Annotated in this window: 18 protein-coding genes and 1 pseudogene; 11 read left to right on the forward strand and 8 right to left on the reverse strand. The window is 60.2% G+C overall.

Features of this window, described 5'->3' with window-relative positions; genetic code table 11:
• Positions 1-58: 58 nt before the first annotated feature.
• Together ACM561_RS07130 and ACM561_RS07135 are read left to right on the forward strand one after the other, a co-directional pair.
• On the forward strand, positions 59-841 hold the full coding sequence (locus ACM561_RS07130) for a rhomboid family intramembrane serine protease (RefSeq protein ID WP_425909064.1): 783 nt from the start codon (positions 59-61) through the stop codon (positions 839-841).
• A gap of 195 nt (positions 842-1,036) precedes the next feature.
• Positions 1,037-1,465, forward strand: coding sequence for a CBS domain-containing protein (locus ACM561_RS07135; protein WP_425909066.1), 429 nt, complete (start codon positions 1,037-1,039; stop codon positions 1,463-1,465).
• Between the two features lie 12 nt (positions 1,466-1,477).
• Here ACM561_RS07135 and ACM561_RS07140 read toward each other — a convergent pair whose 3' ends face one another.
• A complete protein-coding gene (locus ACM561_RS07140) occupies positions 1,478-2,536 on the reverse strand; it encodes a patatin-like phospholipase family protein (protein WP_425909067.1) in 1,059 nt (352 codons plus the stop codon).
• A gap of 215 nt (positions 2,537-2,751) precedes the next feature.
• Here ACM561_RS07140 and ACM561_RS07145 point away from each other — a divergent pair, with 215 nt between their 5' ends.
• The gene (locus ACM561_RS07145) at positions 2,752-3,798 is read left to right on the forward strand and encodes a hypothetical protein (protein WP_425909069.1); all 1,047 of its coding nucleotides are present in this window, start codon (positions 2,752-2,754) and stop codon (positions 3,796-3,798) included.
• 211 nt (positions 3,799-4,009) lie between these two features.
• Here ACM561_RS07145 and yidD read toward each other — a convergent pair whose 3' ends face one another.
• Positions 4,010-4,354 (reverse strand): membrane protein insertion efficiency factor YidD, encoded by a 345-nt coding sequence (gene yidD / locus ACM561_RS07150; protein WP_425909071.1) that lies wholly within the window; start codon positions 4,352-4,354, stop codon positions 4,010-4,012.
• Between the two features lie 276 nt (positions 4,355-4,630).
• Here yidD and ACM561_RS07155 point away from each other — a divergent pair, with 276 nt between their 5' ends.
• Positions 4,631-5,548, forward strand: a complete 918-nt coding sequence (locus tag ACM561_RS07155) for a hypothetical protein (RefSeq protein ID WP_425909072.1) — start codon at positions 4,631-4,633, stop codon at positions 5,546-5,548.
• A 154-nt stretch (positions 5,549-5,702) separates the two neighbouring features.
• Here ACM561_RS07155 and ACM561_RS07160 read toward each other — a convergent pair whose 3' ends face one another.
• On the reverse strand, positions 5,703-6,158 hold the full coding sequence (locus tag ACM561_RS07160; protein WP_425909674.1) for an iron-sulfur cluster assembly scaffold protein: 456 nt from the start codon (positions 6,156-6,158) through the stop codon (positions 5,703-5,705).
• Between the two features lie 248 nt (positions 6,159-6,406).
• Here ACM561_RS07160 and folE point away from each other — a divergent pair, with 248 nt between their 5' ends.
• The 4 genes and pseudogenes from folE to ACM561_RS07180 all read left to right on the forward strand — a co-directional run.
• Positions 6,407-7,105 carry a GTP cyclohydrolase I FolE gene (gene folE, locus ACM561_RS07165; RefSeq protein WP_425909074.1) on the forward strand — a complete coding sequence of 233 codons (699 nt, stop codon included), beginning with the start codon at positions 6,407-6,409 and terminating at the stop codon, positions 7,103-7,105.
• 40 nt (positions 7,106-7,145) lie between these two features.
• Positions 7,146-7,583, forward strand: a complete 438-nt coding sequence (hisI, locus tag ACM561_RS07170; protein ID WP_425909076.1) for a phosphoribosyl-AMP cyclohydrolase — start codon at positions 7,146-7,148, stop codon at positions 7,581-7,583.
• A gap of 151 nt (positions 7,584-7,734) precedes the next feature.
• Complete coding sequence (locus tag ACM561_RS07175) at positions 7,735-8,679, forward strand: transglycosylase SLT domain-containing protein (protein WP_425909077.1); 945 nt, start codon at positions 7,735-7,737, stop codon at positions 8,677-8,679.
• A 244-nt stretch (positions 8,680-8,923) separates the two neighbouring features.
• Positions 8,924-10,090: pseudogene (locus ACM561_RS07180) on the forward strand (DUF2336 domain-containing protein); the annotation flags it as partial.
• Between the two features lie 714 nt (positions 10,091-10,804).
• Here ACM561_RS07180 and ACM561_RS07185 read toward each other — a convergent pair.
• From ACM561_RS07185 to ACM561_RS07195, 3 genes are all read right to left on the reverse strand, one after another.
• Complete coding sequence (locus ACM561_RS07185; protein WP_425909079.1) at positions 10,805-11,383, reverse strand: Hpt domain-containing protein; 579 nt, start codon at positions 11,381-11,383, stop codon at positions 10,805-10,807.
• An 11-nt stretch (positions 11,384-11,394) separates the two neighbouring features.
• Positions 11,395-11,940 (reverse strand): response regulator, encoded by a 546-nt coding sequence (locus ACM561_RS07190; protein WP_079446466.1) that lies wholly within the window; start codon positions 11,938-11,940, stop codon positions 11,395-11,397.
• Between the two features lie 199 nt (positions 11,941-12,139).
• Positions 12,140-12,919, reverse strand: a complete 780-nt coding sequence (locus ACM561_RS07195) for an NAD kinase (RefSeq protein WP_425909081.1) — start codon at positions 12,917-12,919, stop codon at positions 12,140-12,142.
• Positions 12,920-13,218: 299 nt separating this feature from the next.
• Here ACM561_RS07195 and ACM561_RS07200 point away from each other — a divergent pair, with 299 nt between their 5' ends.
• From ACM561_RS07200 to ACM561_RS07210, 3 genes are all read left to right on the forward strand, one after another.
• A complete protein-coding gene (locus ACM561_RS07200; protein ID WP_425909083.1) occupies positions 13,219-13,425 on the forward strand; it encodes a His-rich protein BRANT in 207 nt (68 codons plus the stop codon).
• Positions 13,426-13,595: 170 nt separating this feature from the next.
• Positions 13,596-14,030, forward strand: a complete 435-nt coding sequence (locus ACM561_RS07205; protein ID WP_309775154.1) for a hypothetical protein — start codon at positions 13,596-13,598, stop codon at positions 14,028-14,030.
• A gap of 257 nt (positions 14,031-14,287) precedes the next feature.
• On the forward strand, positions 14,288-14,998 hold the full coding sequence (locus tag ACM561_RS07210) for an outer membrane protein (RefSeq protein WP_425909084.1): 711 nt from the start codon (positions 14,288-14,290) through the stop codon (positions 14,996-14,998).
• Between the two features lie 169 nt (positions 14,999-15,167).
• Here the strand turns inward: ACM561_RS07210 and ACM561_RS07215 are convergent, their stop codons facing one another.
• Entirely contained in the window at positions 15,168-15,689 is a 522-nt protein-coding gene (locus ACM561_RS07215; RefSeq protein WP_425909086.1) for a TonB-dependent siderophore receptor, read from the reverse strand.
• The gene (locus tag ACM561_RS07220) at positions 15,643-17,046 is read right to left on the reverse strand and encodes a TonB-dependent receptor plug domain-containing protein (protein ID WP_425909087.1); all 1,404 of its coding nucleotides are present in this window, start codon (positions 17,044-17,046) and stop codon (positions 15,643-15,645) included. Before ACM561_RS07220 ends, ACM561_RS07215 begins: the two co-directional genes overlap by 47 nt.
• Positions 17,047-17,069: the final 23 nt, after the last annotated feature.

The following is a 17,069-nucleotide window of genomic DNA, read 5'->3' on the forward strand; positions in this document are numbered from 1 at the left end:
CCATATGCCGGATTGTCATGAGCCGGATTCGCCCGCTTAAGCCACCAGGTCGCCACCCTTGGATTTTCCCTCAGACCCTTCGTCAGAACCTCGGCGTGAACCGATCCTGACCCTGCCGGGGCCGTTGACCGCCTATATCGGCCTTCTCGCGATTATTCATGTCGTGTGGTCGGCGATGCCGCCAAATCTGGAATACTGGATCATTGAGGCGTTCGGCTTCATTCCGAAGCGTTACGATCCGAATCTTCTGGCGACAGCGTTTCCCGGAGGAAGCGGCGCCAAGGTCTGGACATTCGTGACCTATTCGCTGCTGCACGCCAACCTTAGTCACATCGGCTTCAATATCTTGTGGCTGCTGCCCTTTGGCAGCGCGCTGGCGCGCCGTTTCGGCGCCTTCAGATTTTTTCTTTTCATGGCCGTAGCCGCCGTTGCCGGCGCGATCGCGCATCTAGTGACCCATGAGCACAATATTGCGCCGATGATCGGTGCGTCAGCCTCGGTGTCGGGCGCAATGGCCGCGGCAATCCGCTTCGCCTTCGCGCAGGGAAGTTTTCTGTCCTTGGGCCGCGGCGATGCCGCCGCCGCCGCGCAGGTGCCCGCGCTGTCGTTGACGCGCGCCCTGCAAAATCCCCGAGTGTTGGCGTTTCTCGCAATCTGGTTCGGTATCAATATCATTTTCGGCATGGGATCAGTTGCAATCGGCGCCGAGCCAGGCAGCGTTGCGTGGCAGGCTCACATGGGCGGCTTTATGGCGGGCCTTCTATTGTTTTCATTGTTCGATCCGGTGCCTCGTCCTCCGCGCGACTCCGAGAATGCGTCTTCCGACGCGGATCATGTCTAACGATTGCTTGCGATGCAGGCTGATTTCATTCATCATCCCCTGGTCAGGCGAGTTTAAATTCGTTCGCGTGCTGGAAACGATGACCCCGTTGGTGCGTTCTACTCGCGAACAAAACTGGATGTTGGTTGTCGCCTGAACGCTAGAGGCAAGGATCGCGCAAAGTGATCCCGCGCGATCCCTCCAAGGGAAGCGACAATGACAGTATGTGCCATTCTCAGCGCCAAGGGTTCTCAAGTCGCAAGCGTCGCGCCCGACGTAAAGCTTTCGGCGGCGCTCAAGATTTTGTCGGAAAAGCAGATCGGTTCCGTGCTCGTCGTGAGCGGTACGCGCATTGATGGCATTCTGTCCGAACGGGACGTCGTCCATGCACTGGATAAACGCGGCGCAGTTGCGCTTGATGAGCCAGTCAGCCTCGCCATGACCCGCAAGGTCGTCAGTTGCCGTCTGTCGGATACGGTCGCTCACCTCATGGAAGTCATGACGGCGGAAAAGTTCAGGCATCTGCCGGTGGTGGAGGAGGGCAAGCTGGTAGGCATGGTCTCGATCGGGGATGTCGTCAAGCTGCGCGTCCAGGAATATGAAGCCGAGCAGGAGGCGCTGCGCGAGTACATCAACACGGCCTGAGCACGTGCTGCATTAAGGATCGGTTCCGCTTTCAGGGTCCGCGATGCCAGCAACGTCCGGTGCCGGTGCCGGTGCCGACGCTGGCGCGAGAACTTCGATCGCTTCTACAATCGCGTCCATCGCTCGATCCGCAGCACGTGCACCGTGCGCGATCAGATCGCCGGCGCGGTGGAAGTCGAACCAGCCGATCTGGCCGACCCGCGGCGAGATCAAAAGGTCCGGCGGGTCGCCAGCGAGCCGCGCGCGCGTGATTCGATCCTGCATGATGTTAAACGCGTCGGTCATAACTGACACAACACCCGGGCGACTGCCGCCGGCGAAGAATTCGCGCTTGACCGTTCGCTCGAGTGAAAAGAACTTGCCGAAGCCAAGTTTGCGTGGCGGGGGCTCGACGACCTCCTCCTGCACGTCGTTCTGCGCACCATGAGAGAATATCGTGGTGCTGCGGCCGAACACGTCATTAGACAGGTTGGCCGCGATCACAACTTCGGCGCCCAGCGCGCGGGCGGTGGAAACAGGCACCGGGTTGACAAGCGCGCCATCGACCAGCCAGCGGTCGCCAACCAGTATCGGCGCAAAGATACCCGGAAGGGCATAGGACGCACGCATAGCATTGACCAGTCGCCCGTGCGTAAGCCAGATTTCGTGGCCGGTGCGGACTTCCGTTGCGACGCTTGCGAACTTGAGTGGCAGTTCTTCAATCTGGATTTGACCGAGCGACGCCTCGAGTTGGGCGGTGAGCTTGGCGCCGCCGATCAGTCCGGAGCCGTTCAACCGGATATCCAGATAACTGAAGAGACTGCGAGGCTGCAGGCTGCGCGCCCACTCCTCCAGAATATCAAGACGACCGGCGGCATAGGCGCCCCCAACCACCGCTCCAATCGACGTGCCCACCACGACATCGGGCTCGATGCCGTGCGCGATCAGGGAGCGGAGAATGCCGATATGAGCGAAACCGCGCGCGGCCCCGCCACCCAGGGCCAGCCCGATCACTGGCCGCCTGACGCTACCCAATCCTACTTTTTGGCCGTTCGACCCGTTCTGGTCGCGACCTTTCAAACCCTCCAGCACGATAGGATTCTCCGACTGCCGGCATCGGTTACCATGCTGCCGGCGGACACGGTGAGCAAAAGACAGGATGACTTATTGCTTGCTTGGCAGAAATTATCACTGGATAGCGGCGTTTCAACCCGATGGGCCGGTTTTTAAGTCTTCCACAGCGGGATGCAATTCTGAGCAAGTCCCGAGGCTTGAATTCGCCGTGTTTTCCGGGAAGAACCGGCGCCATGATCTTCGGGGGAAATCATCGATGTAATTTGAGCCGACGCTCATGGCCGTTCCTTGTTTCGGTCGTCACGCTTCTCGCGACCTTTCCATACGCCGCGTCAGCACAATTGTTTGGCGAACGTCCGCCGCCGGTCCCGCCAGCATCCATTCCGGAAGCACCGCCGGAACCTGCGATCAGCCTTGCGCCATCCTCCGGTCCGGCATCCACGCCAAATCTGCCAGCGCCATTGACTCAGGTGCCGGCCGCCGCCGTGCCGCTGACGGCGCCGCCCAGCATCGCGGCTCCTGCGCAGGGGGTTCTGTCGTTGACCGCGCGCTACGGTAAGGATCTGCCGGTCATCAACAGCGGGCTGATCTGGCGAGTTTATTCCGAACGACCCGACGAGACCGGTGCCTTCAAGCTGGTGCGCGAAAACCATGATGCAACTCCCAGCCTCGTGCTCCCGCCGGGGGGCTATGTCGTGCACGTTTCGCTGGGGCTGGTCAGCGCCGCGCGGCCCGTGACACTCAAGCCTGACACCGACCGCGAGTCGTTCGTGTTGCCGGCGGGCGGCCTGCAGATTGAGGGTCGAGTCGGCGCATCGATGATCCCGCCCAACCAGATTTCCTTCAGCATCTACAAGGGTAGTCAGTTCGAGGGTACCGAGCGCGCGCCGCTGGTGCCTAATGTCGCTGGGGGCGACGTTATGCTCTTGCCGGAAGGCACTTACTACATCGTCTCCACCTATGGCGACGCGAACTCGGTCGTACGCTCGGACATCCGTGTGCAAGCAGGAAAGTTGACCGACGTAACGATCTCTCACCGTGCCGCGCTCATCACCCTGAAACTCGTCAGCGACAAGGGCGGCGAAGCGCTGGCCAATACTGCGTGGTCAGTTCTGACGCCTGGGGGTGATGTCATCAAGGAATCGATCGGAGCATTTCCCAGCGTGATATTGGCCGAGGGTGAGTATCGCGTCATCGCCAAGAACGAAGGCAAGGTCTTCGAGAGGGGCTTCGAGGTCGTCAACGGCGTCGACGGCGAAATCGAGGTTCTCGCGCATTAAAGCTCCCGGATCCGATGTATCAATATCGGGTTGAACCTTTTTGTTTTAGCGTCTTTTTCTTTGAACAAACCGCACCTCAGTTCTCGACATACTTCATTCGAGCCTTTCCGCTTCTGATGAGATCAGAAGCGGCGCTTCTATGATTTTGATTTGCCGCGTTTTCTTCACGCAAACCGATACCCCTTCGCTCGAAAACGCTATGGAAATCCTCTCACGGGGCATTCACGCCGCGCCAGCGGCCGTAACGCCACGGCCGGTACCAGGTAGCGCCGGATGGTTTCGCTATGGGAACATTATCGATGCCGGAGGTTCCCCAAGGATGGCAGCGTAAGATCCGTGCTAACGTCATCCAGCCGCCACCCCAAAGCCCGAAACGCTCGACTGCTTCATCGCCGTAGGCTGAGCATGTCGGCAGGTGCCGGCAGTTGAAACCCACCAGCGGCGATAGGGTATGGCGATAGATCCAGATCAACGCTCGGCCGACATTGCGGGGCAGCCGCAAAGCGGCACTTGCGCAAACCGGGCAGAACCTGGAACTTTGCGGCGTCGGCTTCATGAACGCGGAGCTTTCCTCTCAGGTGCGAGAGATGCATGCCGGAGGTTCCTCCGGGGAACCAGATCAAGCTGCAATATCGCCACAGGTGGCAGAATATCGCACACTCCCAGGAACAATCGCAGCAAAGGTTTATGGACGCTGATAAGTCTCACGGCTAGTTTTCTACTAACAGGATCATCGTGTTGAACGTAGGGTTATGCGTTCGGGTTACTGCATCGGATTGGAACATCGAGCTGCGTTAGATCAGGCAACATCGGCTGTGGGAAAGGGACCGAATTGAGGTTCGCGAAATCATCCGGCTTCTACGGACGGACGCTTCTGTGCGCGGCAGCTTTTTGTTTTGCCTTTTCAGGTTTCGCATCTTCGTTTGAGCAGGGTTCGACGAAAGAAAACCTCGAGGCACGCAAGCATCCGATGCGTTTCTCCTGGATTGCTTGTGAGCCGCACTGTGGGAGCTGGATCAGCGCCGTTGGCCTCGTAACGGGCGAAACTCCGAAAGCCTTCAACGACTTCGCTGCCGGGCGCGATCTTACCGGTGCGACGGTCGTGCTCGACTCCGGTGGCGGCTCGGTCAACGATGCCATTGCGCTCGGGCGGCGGTGGCGAGAACTCGGCGTGCGCACCACGGTTGGGGCCAGCGTCGTCGTCAAGACGGTGGCGGGTGATCGCGCAGCTGTGTTGCCCGAAGCCTATTGCGAGTCCATGTGCGTGTTCGTGTTGCTGTCGGGAAAAACCCGCTATGTGCCTGAGCGTGCGCATGTTCGCGTACATCAGATCTGGATGGGTGACCGCGCGGACGATGCCAGGGCTGCGAGCTACACTGCCGAGGATTTGATGATTGTAGAGCGCGACATTGGTCGGCTCGCCAAGTACACCTTCGAGATGGGCGGGTCCGGCGATCTGCTGCACCTCGCGCTTAGTGTTCCTCCCTGGGAGGCCCTTCACGAATTGTCGCCAGCGGAATTGCGCTCCGCTAATCTCATGACGACAGACCGAGCCGCCGATGTGTTGCCGGGTGGGGAGGTCGCCGACGCGCCAGTTGCCGATCTTGTCACAAAGCCGGTGCAGGACCGCTTTCCTGGCATAATGAATGCACCCACTGCGGTAACGATGGCCGGCCAGCCGACCAAGACAGCCGAAGCGGAATCCGCCGGGCACGCGGCGGCGAGCGCTGTTTCGGACCGGCCTCAATAACGACACGAGAGCCTTTCCGCTCCTGACGGGATCAGAGCGTGTCTCTATGATTTTGATCTGACAGGTTTCTTCGCGCGAGCGGGTATCCGTCCTCGGGTCAAGCCCGAGGACATGCTTCGCTCGAAAACGTTCTAAGGCGGAAAACCCGGCAACTTTAGCTTTGGGCGGTGGTCAGCGCGGCTGATTTTGTCTCGATCTGACCGATGGCATCGACGACCGCATCGAACGTCAGCATGGTGGATGCGTGGCGCGCCTTGTAATCACGCACCGGTTCGAGCAGCGCGATATCGGCCCACTTTCCTTCGGGCGGCGCGCCGTTTTCCTTCAGCATCCTGCGAACGATCTCGCGCAACTCGCGGAGTTCGCTGGCGGTCGAGCCGACCACATGGCGCGCCATGATCGAGGAGGACGCTTGACCAAGCGCGCAGGCCTTCACGTCGTGCGCGAAGTCCGTGATAATGGAGCCATCCATCTTGAGGTCGATTTTGACGGTGGACCCGCACAGTTTCGAATGAGCGGTGGCGCTGGCGTCTGGCGCCGCAAGACGGCCTAGGCGCGGAATATTGCCGGCCAGTTCGATAATGCGAGTGTTGTAAACGTCGTTCAGCATAGGTTTCGACATTGAATTCGCTGAAAGAGGCGGAGCGACGCTCTTGGCGGCGGGAACCTCGAAGCCTATATATGTATCTATTGCCGGGAAACGCAATCCGGCGATTTTCCGTCGCACCCGGATTGAAGTTCGATTCGGGCGTTGCAATGTTGAATATCAAGGGACTCAGGCGTCCGGTGGCGTGCAATGCTGCCCCGTCTGCCCGGTGACACTCCGGTCTCACGCGAGGCCGGTCGAACGGAGTGAAGATGGACGCTTTGATCAAGCCGATACGCGGCAGCAAACCTTCTGACGTCAAGTCCAATAACGTCAAACCTGCCGGGTTCTCTCCCGCCCAGCTGGACCCGTCGGAGTTTTTGGCGGCGGTTCAGCCGAATCGGCAGCGCCCGTCGCGGCATGAAGCCGAAGGCGCTATCAGAACGTTGTTGTCCTATATCGGGGAGAATCCGGACCGCGAGGGGCTCCTCGATACTCCACGCCGGGTGATCGAGTCGTATGACGAGATCTATCAGGGTTATCATCAGTGTCCGGCCGAGGTGTTGAACCGGACCTTCGGTGAAACTGCAGGCTATGATGATTTCGTGCTGGTGCGTGACATCCAGTTCACCTCGCAGTGCGAGCACCACATGATGCCGTTCTATGGCAAGGCACATATCGCCTATACGCCGGTGGAGCGGGTGGTCGGGCTGTCCAAGCTGGCGCGCTTGACTGACATCTTCGCCCGGCGGCTCCAGACCCAGGAGCACATGACCGCGCAGATCGCCGCGGCCGTGGACGAGGTGCTTAAACCGCTGGGCGTCGCCGTGATGATCGAGGCGGAACATACCTGCATGTCGGTGCGCGGCGTCGCCAAGCATGGCGCGATGACGTTCACAAGCCGGTACACGGGCACATTCCGCGACAATCCCACGGAGCAGGCGCGCTTCCTGTCCATGGTACGAGGGTAGCCGCGTTAAATCCCTCCACGATATTCCGAAGGGATTTCTTGTGTCTGGATCAAAACCTTCATCCGAGGTCGAGGAGGGGCTGGTGTTCCAGCCCCGTTTTGACGTGTCCGGGCTCGTGACCTGTGTCGCGACGGATGCCAAAACCGGCGACGTTCTGATGGTCGCGCACATGAACGAAGAGGCGCTGCGGCGGACCGTTGAGACCGGCGATGCCTGGTATTACAGCCGCTCACGCAACGCTTTATGGCGGAAAGGTGAGAGTTCGGGTCAGATCCAGCGAGTGATCGAGATGCGAACGGACTGCGATCAGGACGCGGTTTGGATCAAGGTTGAGCAGCAAGGCGCCGCCTGCCATACGGGGCGGCGCTCGTGTTTCTACCGGGCGGTGACAAAAGGCGAGGGCGACAAAATCCGCCTTTCGTTTGTGGATGCCGACCGACTCTTCGATCCGGCCGATGTTTACGGCGCGAAAGCCTGATGGCTTCGGATCGTGCAGGCCTCCGTTAAGGCCCTGTTAACCATAATCTTCCACCTTGCGATCCGAACGAATAGCCATCCGGAAACGTCGGAATAGACGACGGATTTTCCGGTGCTGTGCAGGCGGGCGGTCGCGGGGAGCGGAGATCAAGATGAGCGTCGATGCCGCTAACGCCACTTCAGGACTGAGCGGAATTTTCGGCGGAATCACCACCGCCATCAAGCGGGCAGCCGAAGCCACGGGAGCGAGCTTCGAATATCTGCTCGCGACCGCCAAGATGGAATCCAATTTCAATCCTCATGCCGCTGCCGGCACGTCCTCCGCCAAGGGCCTCTATCAGTTCATCGAGCAGACGTGGCTCGGCACGGTAAAGGAGGCGGGGCCGGCGCTCGGCTTTAACGGCTATGCTGACGCTATCGTCAAATCGCCAGCCGGCAGCTATTCCGTCGCAGATCCGGCGACCCGCGCCGCCATTCTCAAGCTGCGTGATGACCCGGCTATCGCGTCGGCCATGGCCGGTGTGCTGACGCAATCCAACAGTTTCAAGCTGACTGGCCTGATAGGCCGTCGTCCGACCGACAGCGAACTCTACATGGCGCACTTCATGGGCGTCAGCGGGGCCGCGAAACTGATCGCGAATGCCGAGGACAATCCGCAAGCGTCCGGCGCGCGGCTGTTTCCGAATGCCGCCGCCGCCAATCGTCCGATCTTCTATGATTCTGACGGCCGCGCGCGTAGCGTCTCGGAAGTCTACGCCGATCTGGATCGGCGCTACGCTGTCGCCGCCAATTCGCCCGCGACCCGTATGGCCATGACGTCTGAGGCGCAATTCTCGACGCCATCCGACCACGCGGCCTATCTGTCACGCCTGCCCGACGTGCGCGGCGTCGCGCCGATCGCGGCATCCTCCTCGGTCGCGCCAAGCCAGCCGACGTTCCGTTCGCTGTTTCAGGTCGGCGAGCGTAGCCAGCCGGTGTCTCCGGTCGTTCAGGAATTGTGGGGTGTGCCATCCCCCACGGCGCAGAACCCATCGGTTTCAGATCCGCGTCCACCGTTCGATCTGTTCAGCGATCGCAGCGGCGCTTACAGCGGGTAGGGGCGCAACGAACCCTGGACGAGTTGTAGTCCAGAGTCGTTAGTCGTTTTCCGAACGACGCTGCGTACGGCTAACCCCTCGCAATGACGGTCTAACGCGATCGTCTCATCGTGCGCGTGAACTCGCCGCGTTAACGAAGCGTCAACGAAGGCAAACGGTTATGGTGAACCCTTTGTTAAGCGTCATGGTTTATTTTCTATGACCGACACCGTTTCGCGGTGTCGGTGCGTAAGCCGGAAACACCATGATCGTTCGGCAATTCCTAAGCTGGGTACGAACCGCTCCCGCAGGCGAGCGGGCCGAAGCGACGCGAGCGCTAGCCCGCGCGTGGCTCATATCCGATCTGTCCAATGACGACCGCGCCGCTGCCGAGGGTGGGCTGCTGTTGCAGCTCGATGACTCGTCTCCACTGGTTCGCCGGGCGATGGCGGACGTTTTCGCGCGCAGCGCGAGCGCGCCGCCGGCCATTGTCCGGGCGCTGTCGGTCGATCAGCCGTCGGTCGCTATTCCGATCCTCGAACATTCGCCACTCTTGATCGATGCGGACCTCGTCGACATCGTCGCGACAGGTAGCTGTGAAGTGCAGTGCGCCGTTGCGCGCCGCGTTCACGTGCCGGTCCCGGTCTGCGCAGCCCTTGCCGAGGTTGGCTCGGCGGCGGCGGCACTCGAACTGATCGAAAATCCGGGCGCGAATATCGCGCCGATGTCATGGGACCGCATCGTCGAGCGGCATGGTCATCTCGCGGCGATCCGGGAATCGATGCTGGCGCTCGACGATCTGCCCGTGGTCACGCGGCTCGCGCTGGCTACAAAGCTTTCGAATTCGCTGGCGCAGTTCGTTGTCTCACGGAGCTGGCTCAATGCCGATCGTGCCGGCCGCACGGTTAGCGATGCGCGCGATCGCTCGATCGTTGACATCGCTGCACATGCGCGAGACGACGACATGTGCAGTCTGGTCGCGCATCTGCGCGCCACTGGGCAACTCACCCCCGGATTGATTTTGCGCGCGCTGCTGTCAGGCAATACGGACCTGTTCGACCATGCGCTGGTGGAACTGTCCGGCCTGCCTTTAAGTCGCGTCACCGCGCTGGTTCATGATCGCGGCGGCGCGAGCCTTCCCGCGCTGCTGACGCGGGCGGGGCTGCCGGAATCCACGTTCCCTGCGTTTCGCGCCGCGCTGGAAGCGCGCGACGAAATCGGCTTTGTCGGGACGGTCCGCGGCGCGACGCGGCTGCGCCGCCGCATGGTCGAGCGCGTGCTGACGATGTGCGAAACGGCGCCCGCTGAGGTTTCGGAGCCTCTGCTGATCCTGCTGCGGCGTTTCGCGACGGAATCGGCGCGCGAGGAAGCGCGTGTGTTCTGTGACGAACTGGTTACCGAAGCAGCCGCCGAGCCGACGCGCGACGAAATTGATGAAATGCCGGTTTGCGAGCCGGAGTTTTACGAACCTGAGTTTCGCGAGGAGTTCCTCGAACCTGCGCCCTCTATAGCGTTTTTGAGCGACGTGGAATCCGGTTCGCGTGAAGAAAACGCGTCAAATCAAAATGCTAGAGTCCTTCACCGTCTCCGTGAAGCGGTGAAGGATTTCAGGCCGCGATTCCTCGACCGCTTGGCGTTCAAGATTCAGATCGACGAACGCGAGTTTGATGAAATTGAGCTCGACGACACGAGGTCTTGTGAAGCTTTGCCTTACGAAGCGGAGCCTTACGAAATTGAACCTTACGAAACTGAGCCTTACGAAGCCGAACTTTGCGAGGCTGGGTCTTACGCTGTTGCGTCTTATGAACCGGAACGCCTCGAACCGAGGTTTGACGCGCCGGCGTCATACGAGCCCGTGTCTCGTGAGCCGAGTTTTGGTGAGCCCAAAGATTCACCGCGAGCATATCGCGAACCCCTGCTCAGCGATTTACTTGCGGCGGCGTAGTTCGTTCGCGCGAGCGAAGACTCAAAATTCATCGCTCACGGAAACGGCAAAGGATTTTCTTTTGGCTGACGCGTTTCTTACGCGAGCCGGATTCCACTTCGTTCGAAAAACGCCGATACGGCGGATCTTCCGGCGGAAATCTTAGCGATCAAAAATCCGCGTGAGAACAAATCCTCAGTCGTTTGCAAGAACGGCCGAGCGCTATTCTGTCGGCGCAATGCTCGGCGCGAGAATGGCTTCAAGGTGTTCGGGACGGTCCTGGTTGACCGTTGCGAGATATTCGTCGGCGACGAGACGAAGTTTCCGGTTGATCTCCTTTGCCATGGCCTCGGTGCCAGGGCTGGCGTGCTCACGCACGATCGCCTGGATCGCATTGATGTGATAGGCAATCAACTCCGCAGGTACCCGGTCGAGAGCCGGCGAATGTTCGATGATGCGACAGAGACTTTCGGCGCCGGCGGCGGCGGCGGGATACTCGAAGGTTGCGGCGTCGCCTTTGATGTCATGTGCGGCGCGAAACAGTTCGTCACGCGTAGCCGGCGTGAATCCATTCTTGAGAATAGCCGCGTGGGCGGCGACAAGGCGGTCACACTCGATCGCCATCCACTTGGAGAATTCGTCCGAGAGCTCCGCTAGTGCCTTTTCGGCAAGCGCGATCGGGTCGTCTAAATTTTTCTCGTCGATCAGGCGAACGACGTTGCGCAGCCGATTGGGCTGGGTGATGACGTGATGGTCGGCGAATGCCTGGATCGTCAGTTCGGCGGGATCTTTCTTCTGCATCGCCGTGCCTTTTAGCCCGGGGCTCGCGCCTTATCCAGCAGCGATGGCTGCGGGATAACGTCGGGCTCCTTGGTGCCGCGGCGTTCGGGCCCGATATAGCCGTTGCTGGTATTGCGCCGGCGGTCCGGACCGAAATAGTTTTTGGTCTTGATGAAAGGGCGTGGCGAGACCACGACGTTCAGGATTCGTTGATAGAGCCCCTTGGCTGAAATCGGTTTTGCAAGGAATTCGGTGACACCAGCATCGCGCGCGACCGTGACGCGCCGCTTTTCAGAGTGTCCGGTCAGCATGATGATCGGGGCGAACGGGTTTCCCTTCGAGTCCGGCTGGCGGATCATTTGCGTAAGCTCGATGCCGTCGAAGATCGGCATCGCCCAGTCGACGATGACGATGTCCGGAACATAATGAGTAAACATTTCGAGGGCGGTGGCTCCGTCCTCGGCCTCGTAAACTTCGCGCGCGCCAAACGAATGCAGCAGCGTGCGCAGAATGCGGCGCATGTGTGCGTTGTCATCGCAGACGAGAAACCGCAGCTTGTTGAAGTCAATGCCGTACATGATGCGGGCCCGGTATACTTGCCGTTAACTATATGCCGTCGCCGTTAATGAATGGTTGCGTTCCTTCTGTCTCCCTCGGAAAGGCGAAACGAGGGCAGCGAAGTTCGAGCCTGCGAGGGGCGACGAGATCGATCGCTTCACCAGGTTTCGCGCGTCGCTCGAAACCGTCCACTCTAAAATGGAGGGAGAGGGAAGGGACTCAGTATCCGAACTGCTCTCTGAGGATTCGTTCCTCGAGGCTATGGCCCGGGTCGAACAGCATTCGCATTGAAATCATCTTGTCCGATGAGACCTCGACGCGGCGGACATTGCGAGCTTCATCGTGATCGGCGACGGCGGCAACCGGGCGCTTTTCGCCCTCAAGCACCTCGATTGTCACCATGGCCGTATCTGGCAACAGCGCGCCGCGCCAGCGCCGCGGACGGAAGGGACTGATCGGAGTCAGAGCGAGCAGCGCCGCGTTGATCGGCAGGATCGGTCCCTGCGCAGATAGGTTATAGGCGGTCGATCCGGCCGGCGTGGCAACCAGTATGCCGTCGGCGACGAGTTCGGCCATGCGTTCGCGCTCGTCGATCAAGATGCGCAGCCGCGCTGCCTGGTGAGTCTGGCGAAATACCGAAACTTCATTGATAGCGTGATGATTGTGAATCGTGCCATGAATATCGGTCGCGCGCATCAACAGCGGATGGATAACGGTGTCGGTCGCGGCAGCGAGGCGCGCCTGGAGATCATGCCGGGTGTATTCGTTCATCAGAAATCCAACCGTGCCGCGATGCATCCCGTAGATCGGCTTTCCCGACCGCATGTTCCGCTGAAGAGTTTGCAGCATCAACCCATCGCCGCCGAGCGCAACCAGCACATCGGCGTCCGCGGGATCGCGATTGCCATAGGTCTCTACCAACTCTGTCAGCGCCTGCTGGGCTTCTGGACTTGCGCCCGCGACAAAGGCGATCCGGTTATAGGACTGGGGTGAGGGCATGATGATTCGCAGGCTTCCGCAGCTGCCGTCGACGTGTTGTTTCCGGTCGCGCCGGCTATCGAAGAGGTACTTAACCGCGCTTTGCAGTCGCGTGTCGAGGCCCTGGTCGGTCCATGGTTAGCGGAAAGGACAAGGCTCCGCCGGTCGCGCTTATGACCAACTGTTCATCAAGGTGAACAGAAGCCGTCATCGCGCTTCAGCGTGCATTCAGCTACGCGCTTTCATGATGGGGGTCTTATCGAAGAGCCCGGCCATCCGGACGGCGGCCTCGGCGATCCACGCTCCAAGGAGACCAATCGATGTTCAAGACGATTTCGGCCGCACTGCTCGCGGCTTCCGTGTTTGTTGCGCCCGCGATGGCCGGCACCTCCCGCACGGACCAGGCCCCGGCGGCCAAGACGGCGACCGTCAATTCGAAAGTGCTGAACGCCAACGCGAAGGCCAAGGCGAAATCTCATCACCATCGTGCTCACCGTCATCATCGCGCCGCCCCCAAGCAGAGCTAATTCCGTCACGAGGTGCGATCAGGGCTTGCGGCGATCGCTTTTGGCTGCCGCAAGCCTCGATTCGTCGCAACCCCGAACTTTTGCGCGGATAAGCGAAATACGAATTTGTTTTCGGCAGCGGACGGTTTAGTGCTTTCGGGAGAAATACAAACCGGAAAGACGGACCGACGTTGGGGGCATCTGCAAAATTCCTGGCGATCGTGATGCTGGCGGCATCGCTCGCGGCCTGCATGACAGACAGCGAGCAGGGCGGTGGTCAGGGCGGCCTCGTCTATACCGATGATCGCGGGGTGGCCAATCAACCGTTTCCAGCCGATTATCGCGCTCAATTGCTGGCGTTTCTCAGAACCTACCTCAACAACCCCGCCGGCATCCGGGACGCCGCGATGGCTGAACCGGCTCAGCGTACCGTCGGTGGCCGGCTGCGTTATGTGAGTTGCCTGCGCTATAACGCCCGAGAGATCGACGGCAGTTATCGGGGTGTGGTGCAGCGCGCGGTCGTGTATGTCGATGCGCGGCTCGATCGCATGATTGAGAAGGTTGATGACATCTGTGCGGGCGCGGTTTACGCGCCGTTCCCGGAGCTTGAGAAGCTGACGCGCTGAGCCACCGGAGGGGCTGGGCTTCGGGTCTCAATCAGTTATCACATTTTGACGAGTCTGGAGCCCTTAGGTCCGCGGGGATTCTGTGGTGGAACCGCGGCAAAACGAGGCCCTGTTTTTCCGGCCGACAGTTCCTACATAGGAACAGCGTTGTGGTGCGCCGACGTGCCGTTGTGCAGCCCGGCAACCAAATTCGCGCCACGTTGTTTGACCATGGTGAACGAACGATGGTGGTAATCCAATGAGAGGGGAAACCCATCATGAAAAAATTCTTGCTTACTGTCGCTGCCGTTGCAGCCTTCGCCGCACCAGCATTTGCGGCTGACCTTCAGCCGCGACCCTATACCAAGGCGCCACTGCCCTCTACGCCGCCGCAGGCTGTCTACAACTGGACTGGCTTCTACGTCGGCGGCCATCTCGGCGGTGCGTTCGGCGGTGGCCTGGGGGGGAGCGACGGTCGTTTCCTCGGAGGCGTGCAGGGCGGTGCCGACTACCAGTTCGCGAACCAATGGGTCCTCGGCATCGAGGCCCAATATAGCTGGCTCGCCAACTACAGAGGAGATGTGGTCTTCCCTGGCGGCAGTATTGTGACTGGTGGTAACCCCGGCCTGGGCTCAGTGACCGGTCGGCTCGGCTATGCCTGGGGGCCGGCCCTTCTGTATACGAAAGGCGGTTATGCGTTCAGGGACAGCACGCTGGGTGTCTCCAACGCGGCCGGGGTGCCGCAGGCTTTCACAACCAATGGAAATCGGGACAGTGGTTACACTGTCGGTGCAGGTCTCGAATATATGTTCGCGCCGAACTGGTCCGCTAAGGCGGAGTACCAGTATTACAATTTCGGCAAGACGACATTCGGCGCGGGTTCGCCGGCTGATGTTGTCGGAGCGAGCTTCCGCAACGACGAGCATACCGTCAAGGCCGGCGTGAACTATCGCTTTGGCTGGGGCGGACCGGCGGTCCCTCATTACTGAGATCGCCTCCGGTTTATCTGCTCCGATTGATTGGCGAAAAGGCCGGCTTCGCCGACCTTTTTAGTTGTGCGTAATGCGATCTGCTGTTCGGCTGCGGAATCAAATGCGGTCGACCCACTGCGCGGCGCGTAATCCATAGTTGCGGGCGCGCGTCATCTTAAAGCAACCATCACCACTTGTAGGAGAGGCTTCCCGTGATACGGCGCCGGTCGCCGTAGTAGCATAAATTAAAAGAGCCGCAGCCTGAGACATAAGTGGTGTCGGCGACGTTCATAATGTTGACAGCCGCGCGCCAGTTGTTCGCCCATTCGTAGTGAACGGCAAGATCGCCAAGCACCCTGGACGGCACTACAATAAGATTGGCGGTGTCCGCGAAAGATGAGCCGACATAGCGCACGCCGCCGCCGAGACCAAAGCCGTCCAGCGGGCCTTCCCGGAACGTGTAGTCCGTCCAGAACGAAGCGGTCTGCCGCGGGACGCTGACCGGAACGCTGCCGATCAGGGTCGGATCGAGGTCCTTGCTGATAAACAACTGGTAGTTGGTATAGCTTGCAACCACTTTGAAATCGCGGGTGATGTTGGCCACGGCTTCCAGCTCGACGCCGCGCGACGTCACCTCGCCGGTCTGTCTCTGGAAAAGCGGATTATTCGGGTCGGTGGTCAGGGCGTTCGTGCGTTTGAGGTCGAACAAAGCGATGCCGAACCGCGCGTTCAGACCAGTCGGTGGCGTAGCCCCCGCCAAACAAGGCATTATAGTCAACAACGAGATTCGCAACGCGCCCATTCTGGCGGAACGTCGCGTTCTCCGAGAGATGCTTTTCGAATTGATAGCCGACCATTTTTTGCTGTTTATTGTGGTAGCCAATAGAAGGGTCACCGCTGAACAGGTTCGTCGGTATCCGGCCGAACGGAGCGTCGACCACTGTTCCGATATAAGGCAGAAAACCGAACAGCATGGTCTTGTTCTGGGATGCCAGGGCGAGCACCGTAAGCCGCGTGTCCACATCGGGTAGAAAGGTCACGGACGGCGCAATGAAATAGCTGTCGTCAGGGACGAAGTTTGTCTGGGTGCCGCCGCGATTGACCTGGCCGACGATCCTGTAGAGAATCTTGCCGGTTCCCGGCTCGGTCGCGACAGGACCGCCGAAGTCGAACTGCGTGTAAGCGTTACCGAAATTGTTGACGCCGGCCTCGATAAAGCCAAGGCGCTCCGCGGGAGGCAGCTTGCTTACGGCGTTGACCAGTCCGCCCGGCGCCGATCCACCGTACATCATTGCCGCCGGACCGCGCAGCACTTCGACCCGCTCAAGATTGAACGGCGGCAGTTTCCAGCTGGAAAAAGAAGCACTGAAAAGCTGCAGGCCATCGAGAAAAACATTGTTCTGCGCCTGAAATCCGCGGATCATAAACCAATCATCGCCATGATCTTGACCGTAGGTGGAAGTAGTGACTCCCGGCGTATAGTTCAGGATTTCATCGAGCTTCGAAATGATTTTCTGGTCGCGGACTTGCTCGGCCCCGATGACCGAGATCGACTGCGGCACCTCGATCAGCGGCGTATCGGTTTTGGTGGCTGTTGCGCTGCGGTTTGCAACATAACCTTGCACCGGCCCCCCCGCGGTCTCGCCCTGTACGTCGATGGTATCGAGCGAGATCGCTCCGGCCAGCGCCGTGCCGTTGGCCGCTGACGGCGAGACGATCGTGATCGCGTTTGGACCGGTCGCCCGCGCGACGAGGCCGGTTCCGCTCAGGATCGCCGACAACGCCTGGTTAGCAGTCAGTTCACCGTGGGCCCCGCCCGTCGTTTTGCCCCGCGCGATCGATGCGTCGAATAGTACCTGCAGTCTGGTCTGGGCGGCCAGCCGATTCAAGGCCGTTGTCAGCGGGCCAGCAGGAATGGACATGGTCCGCGACACGGACGCAGGCGCATTCTGAGCAATTGCCGGCACGATGAAACCGGTCGCAAGCAGCGTCGTCCCCAACAGAAGAGAACGAGCCCGCCTCAAAATCTGTGATTGCCGCCGCTGCCCCGTTGCTTCCCCCGCCATCGAACCCGTCCCCAAAATCATGC

The organism is Nitrobacter sp. TKz-YC02 (assembly GCF_049852135.1).
Lineage (GTDB): Bacteria > Pseudomonadota > Alphaproteobacteria > Rhizobiales > Xanthobacteraceae > Nitrobacter > Nitrobacter vulgaris.

Bases quoted from the DNA above. Each gene is read 5' to 3' on its own strand.
- ACM561_RS07200 (WP_425909083.1), top strand. From the start codon at position 13,219: ATGTTCAAGACGATTTCGGCCGCACTGCTCGCGGCTTCCGTGTTTGTT.
- ACM561_RS07175 (WP_425909077.1), top strand. From the start codon at position 7,735: ATGAGCGTCGATGCCGCTAACGCCACTTCAGGACTGAGCGGAATTTTC.
- folE (WP_425909074.1), top strand. From the start codon at position 6,407: ATGGACGCTTTGATCAAGCCGATACGCGGCAGCAAACCTTCTGACGTC.
- ACM561_RS07145 (WP_425909069.1), top strand. From the start codon at position 2,752: ATGATCTTCGGGGGAAATCATCGATGTAATTTGAGCCGACGCTCATGG.
- ACM561_RS07135 (WP_425909066.1), top strand. From the start codon at position 1,037: ATGACAGTATGTGCCATTCTCAGCGCCAAGGGTTCTCAAGTCGCAAGC.
- ACM561_RS07160 (WP_425909674.1), bottom strand. From the start codon at position 6,158: ATGCTGAACGACGTTTACAACACTCGCATTATCGAACTGGCCGGCAAT.
- yidD (WP_425909071.1), bottom strand. From the start codon at position 4,354: ATGAAGCCGACGCCGCAAAGTTCCAGGTTCTGCCCGGTTTGCGCAAGT.
- ACM561_RS07210 (WP_425909084.1), top strand. From the start codon at position 14,288: ATGAAAAAATTCTTGCTTACTGTCGCTGCCGTTGCAGCCTTCGCCGCA.
- ACM561_RS07190 (WP_079446466.1), bottom strand. From the start codon at position 11,940: ATGTACGGCATTGACTTCAACAAGCTGCGGTTTCTCGTCTGCGATGAC.
- ACM561_RS07185 (WP_425909079.1), bottom strand. From the start codon at position 11,383: ATGCAGAAGAAAGATCCCGCCGAACTGACGATCCAGGCATTCGCCGAC.
- ACM561_RS07220 (WP_425909087.1), bottom strand. From the start codon at position 17,046: ATGGCGGGGGAAGCAACGGGGCAGCGGCGGCAATCACAGATTTTGAGG.
- ACM561_RS07195 (WP_425909081.1), bottom strand. From the start codon at position 12,919: ATGCCCTCACCCCAGTCCTATAACCGGATCGCCTTTGTCGCGGGCGCA.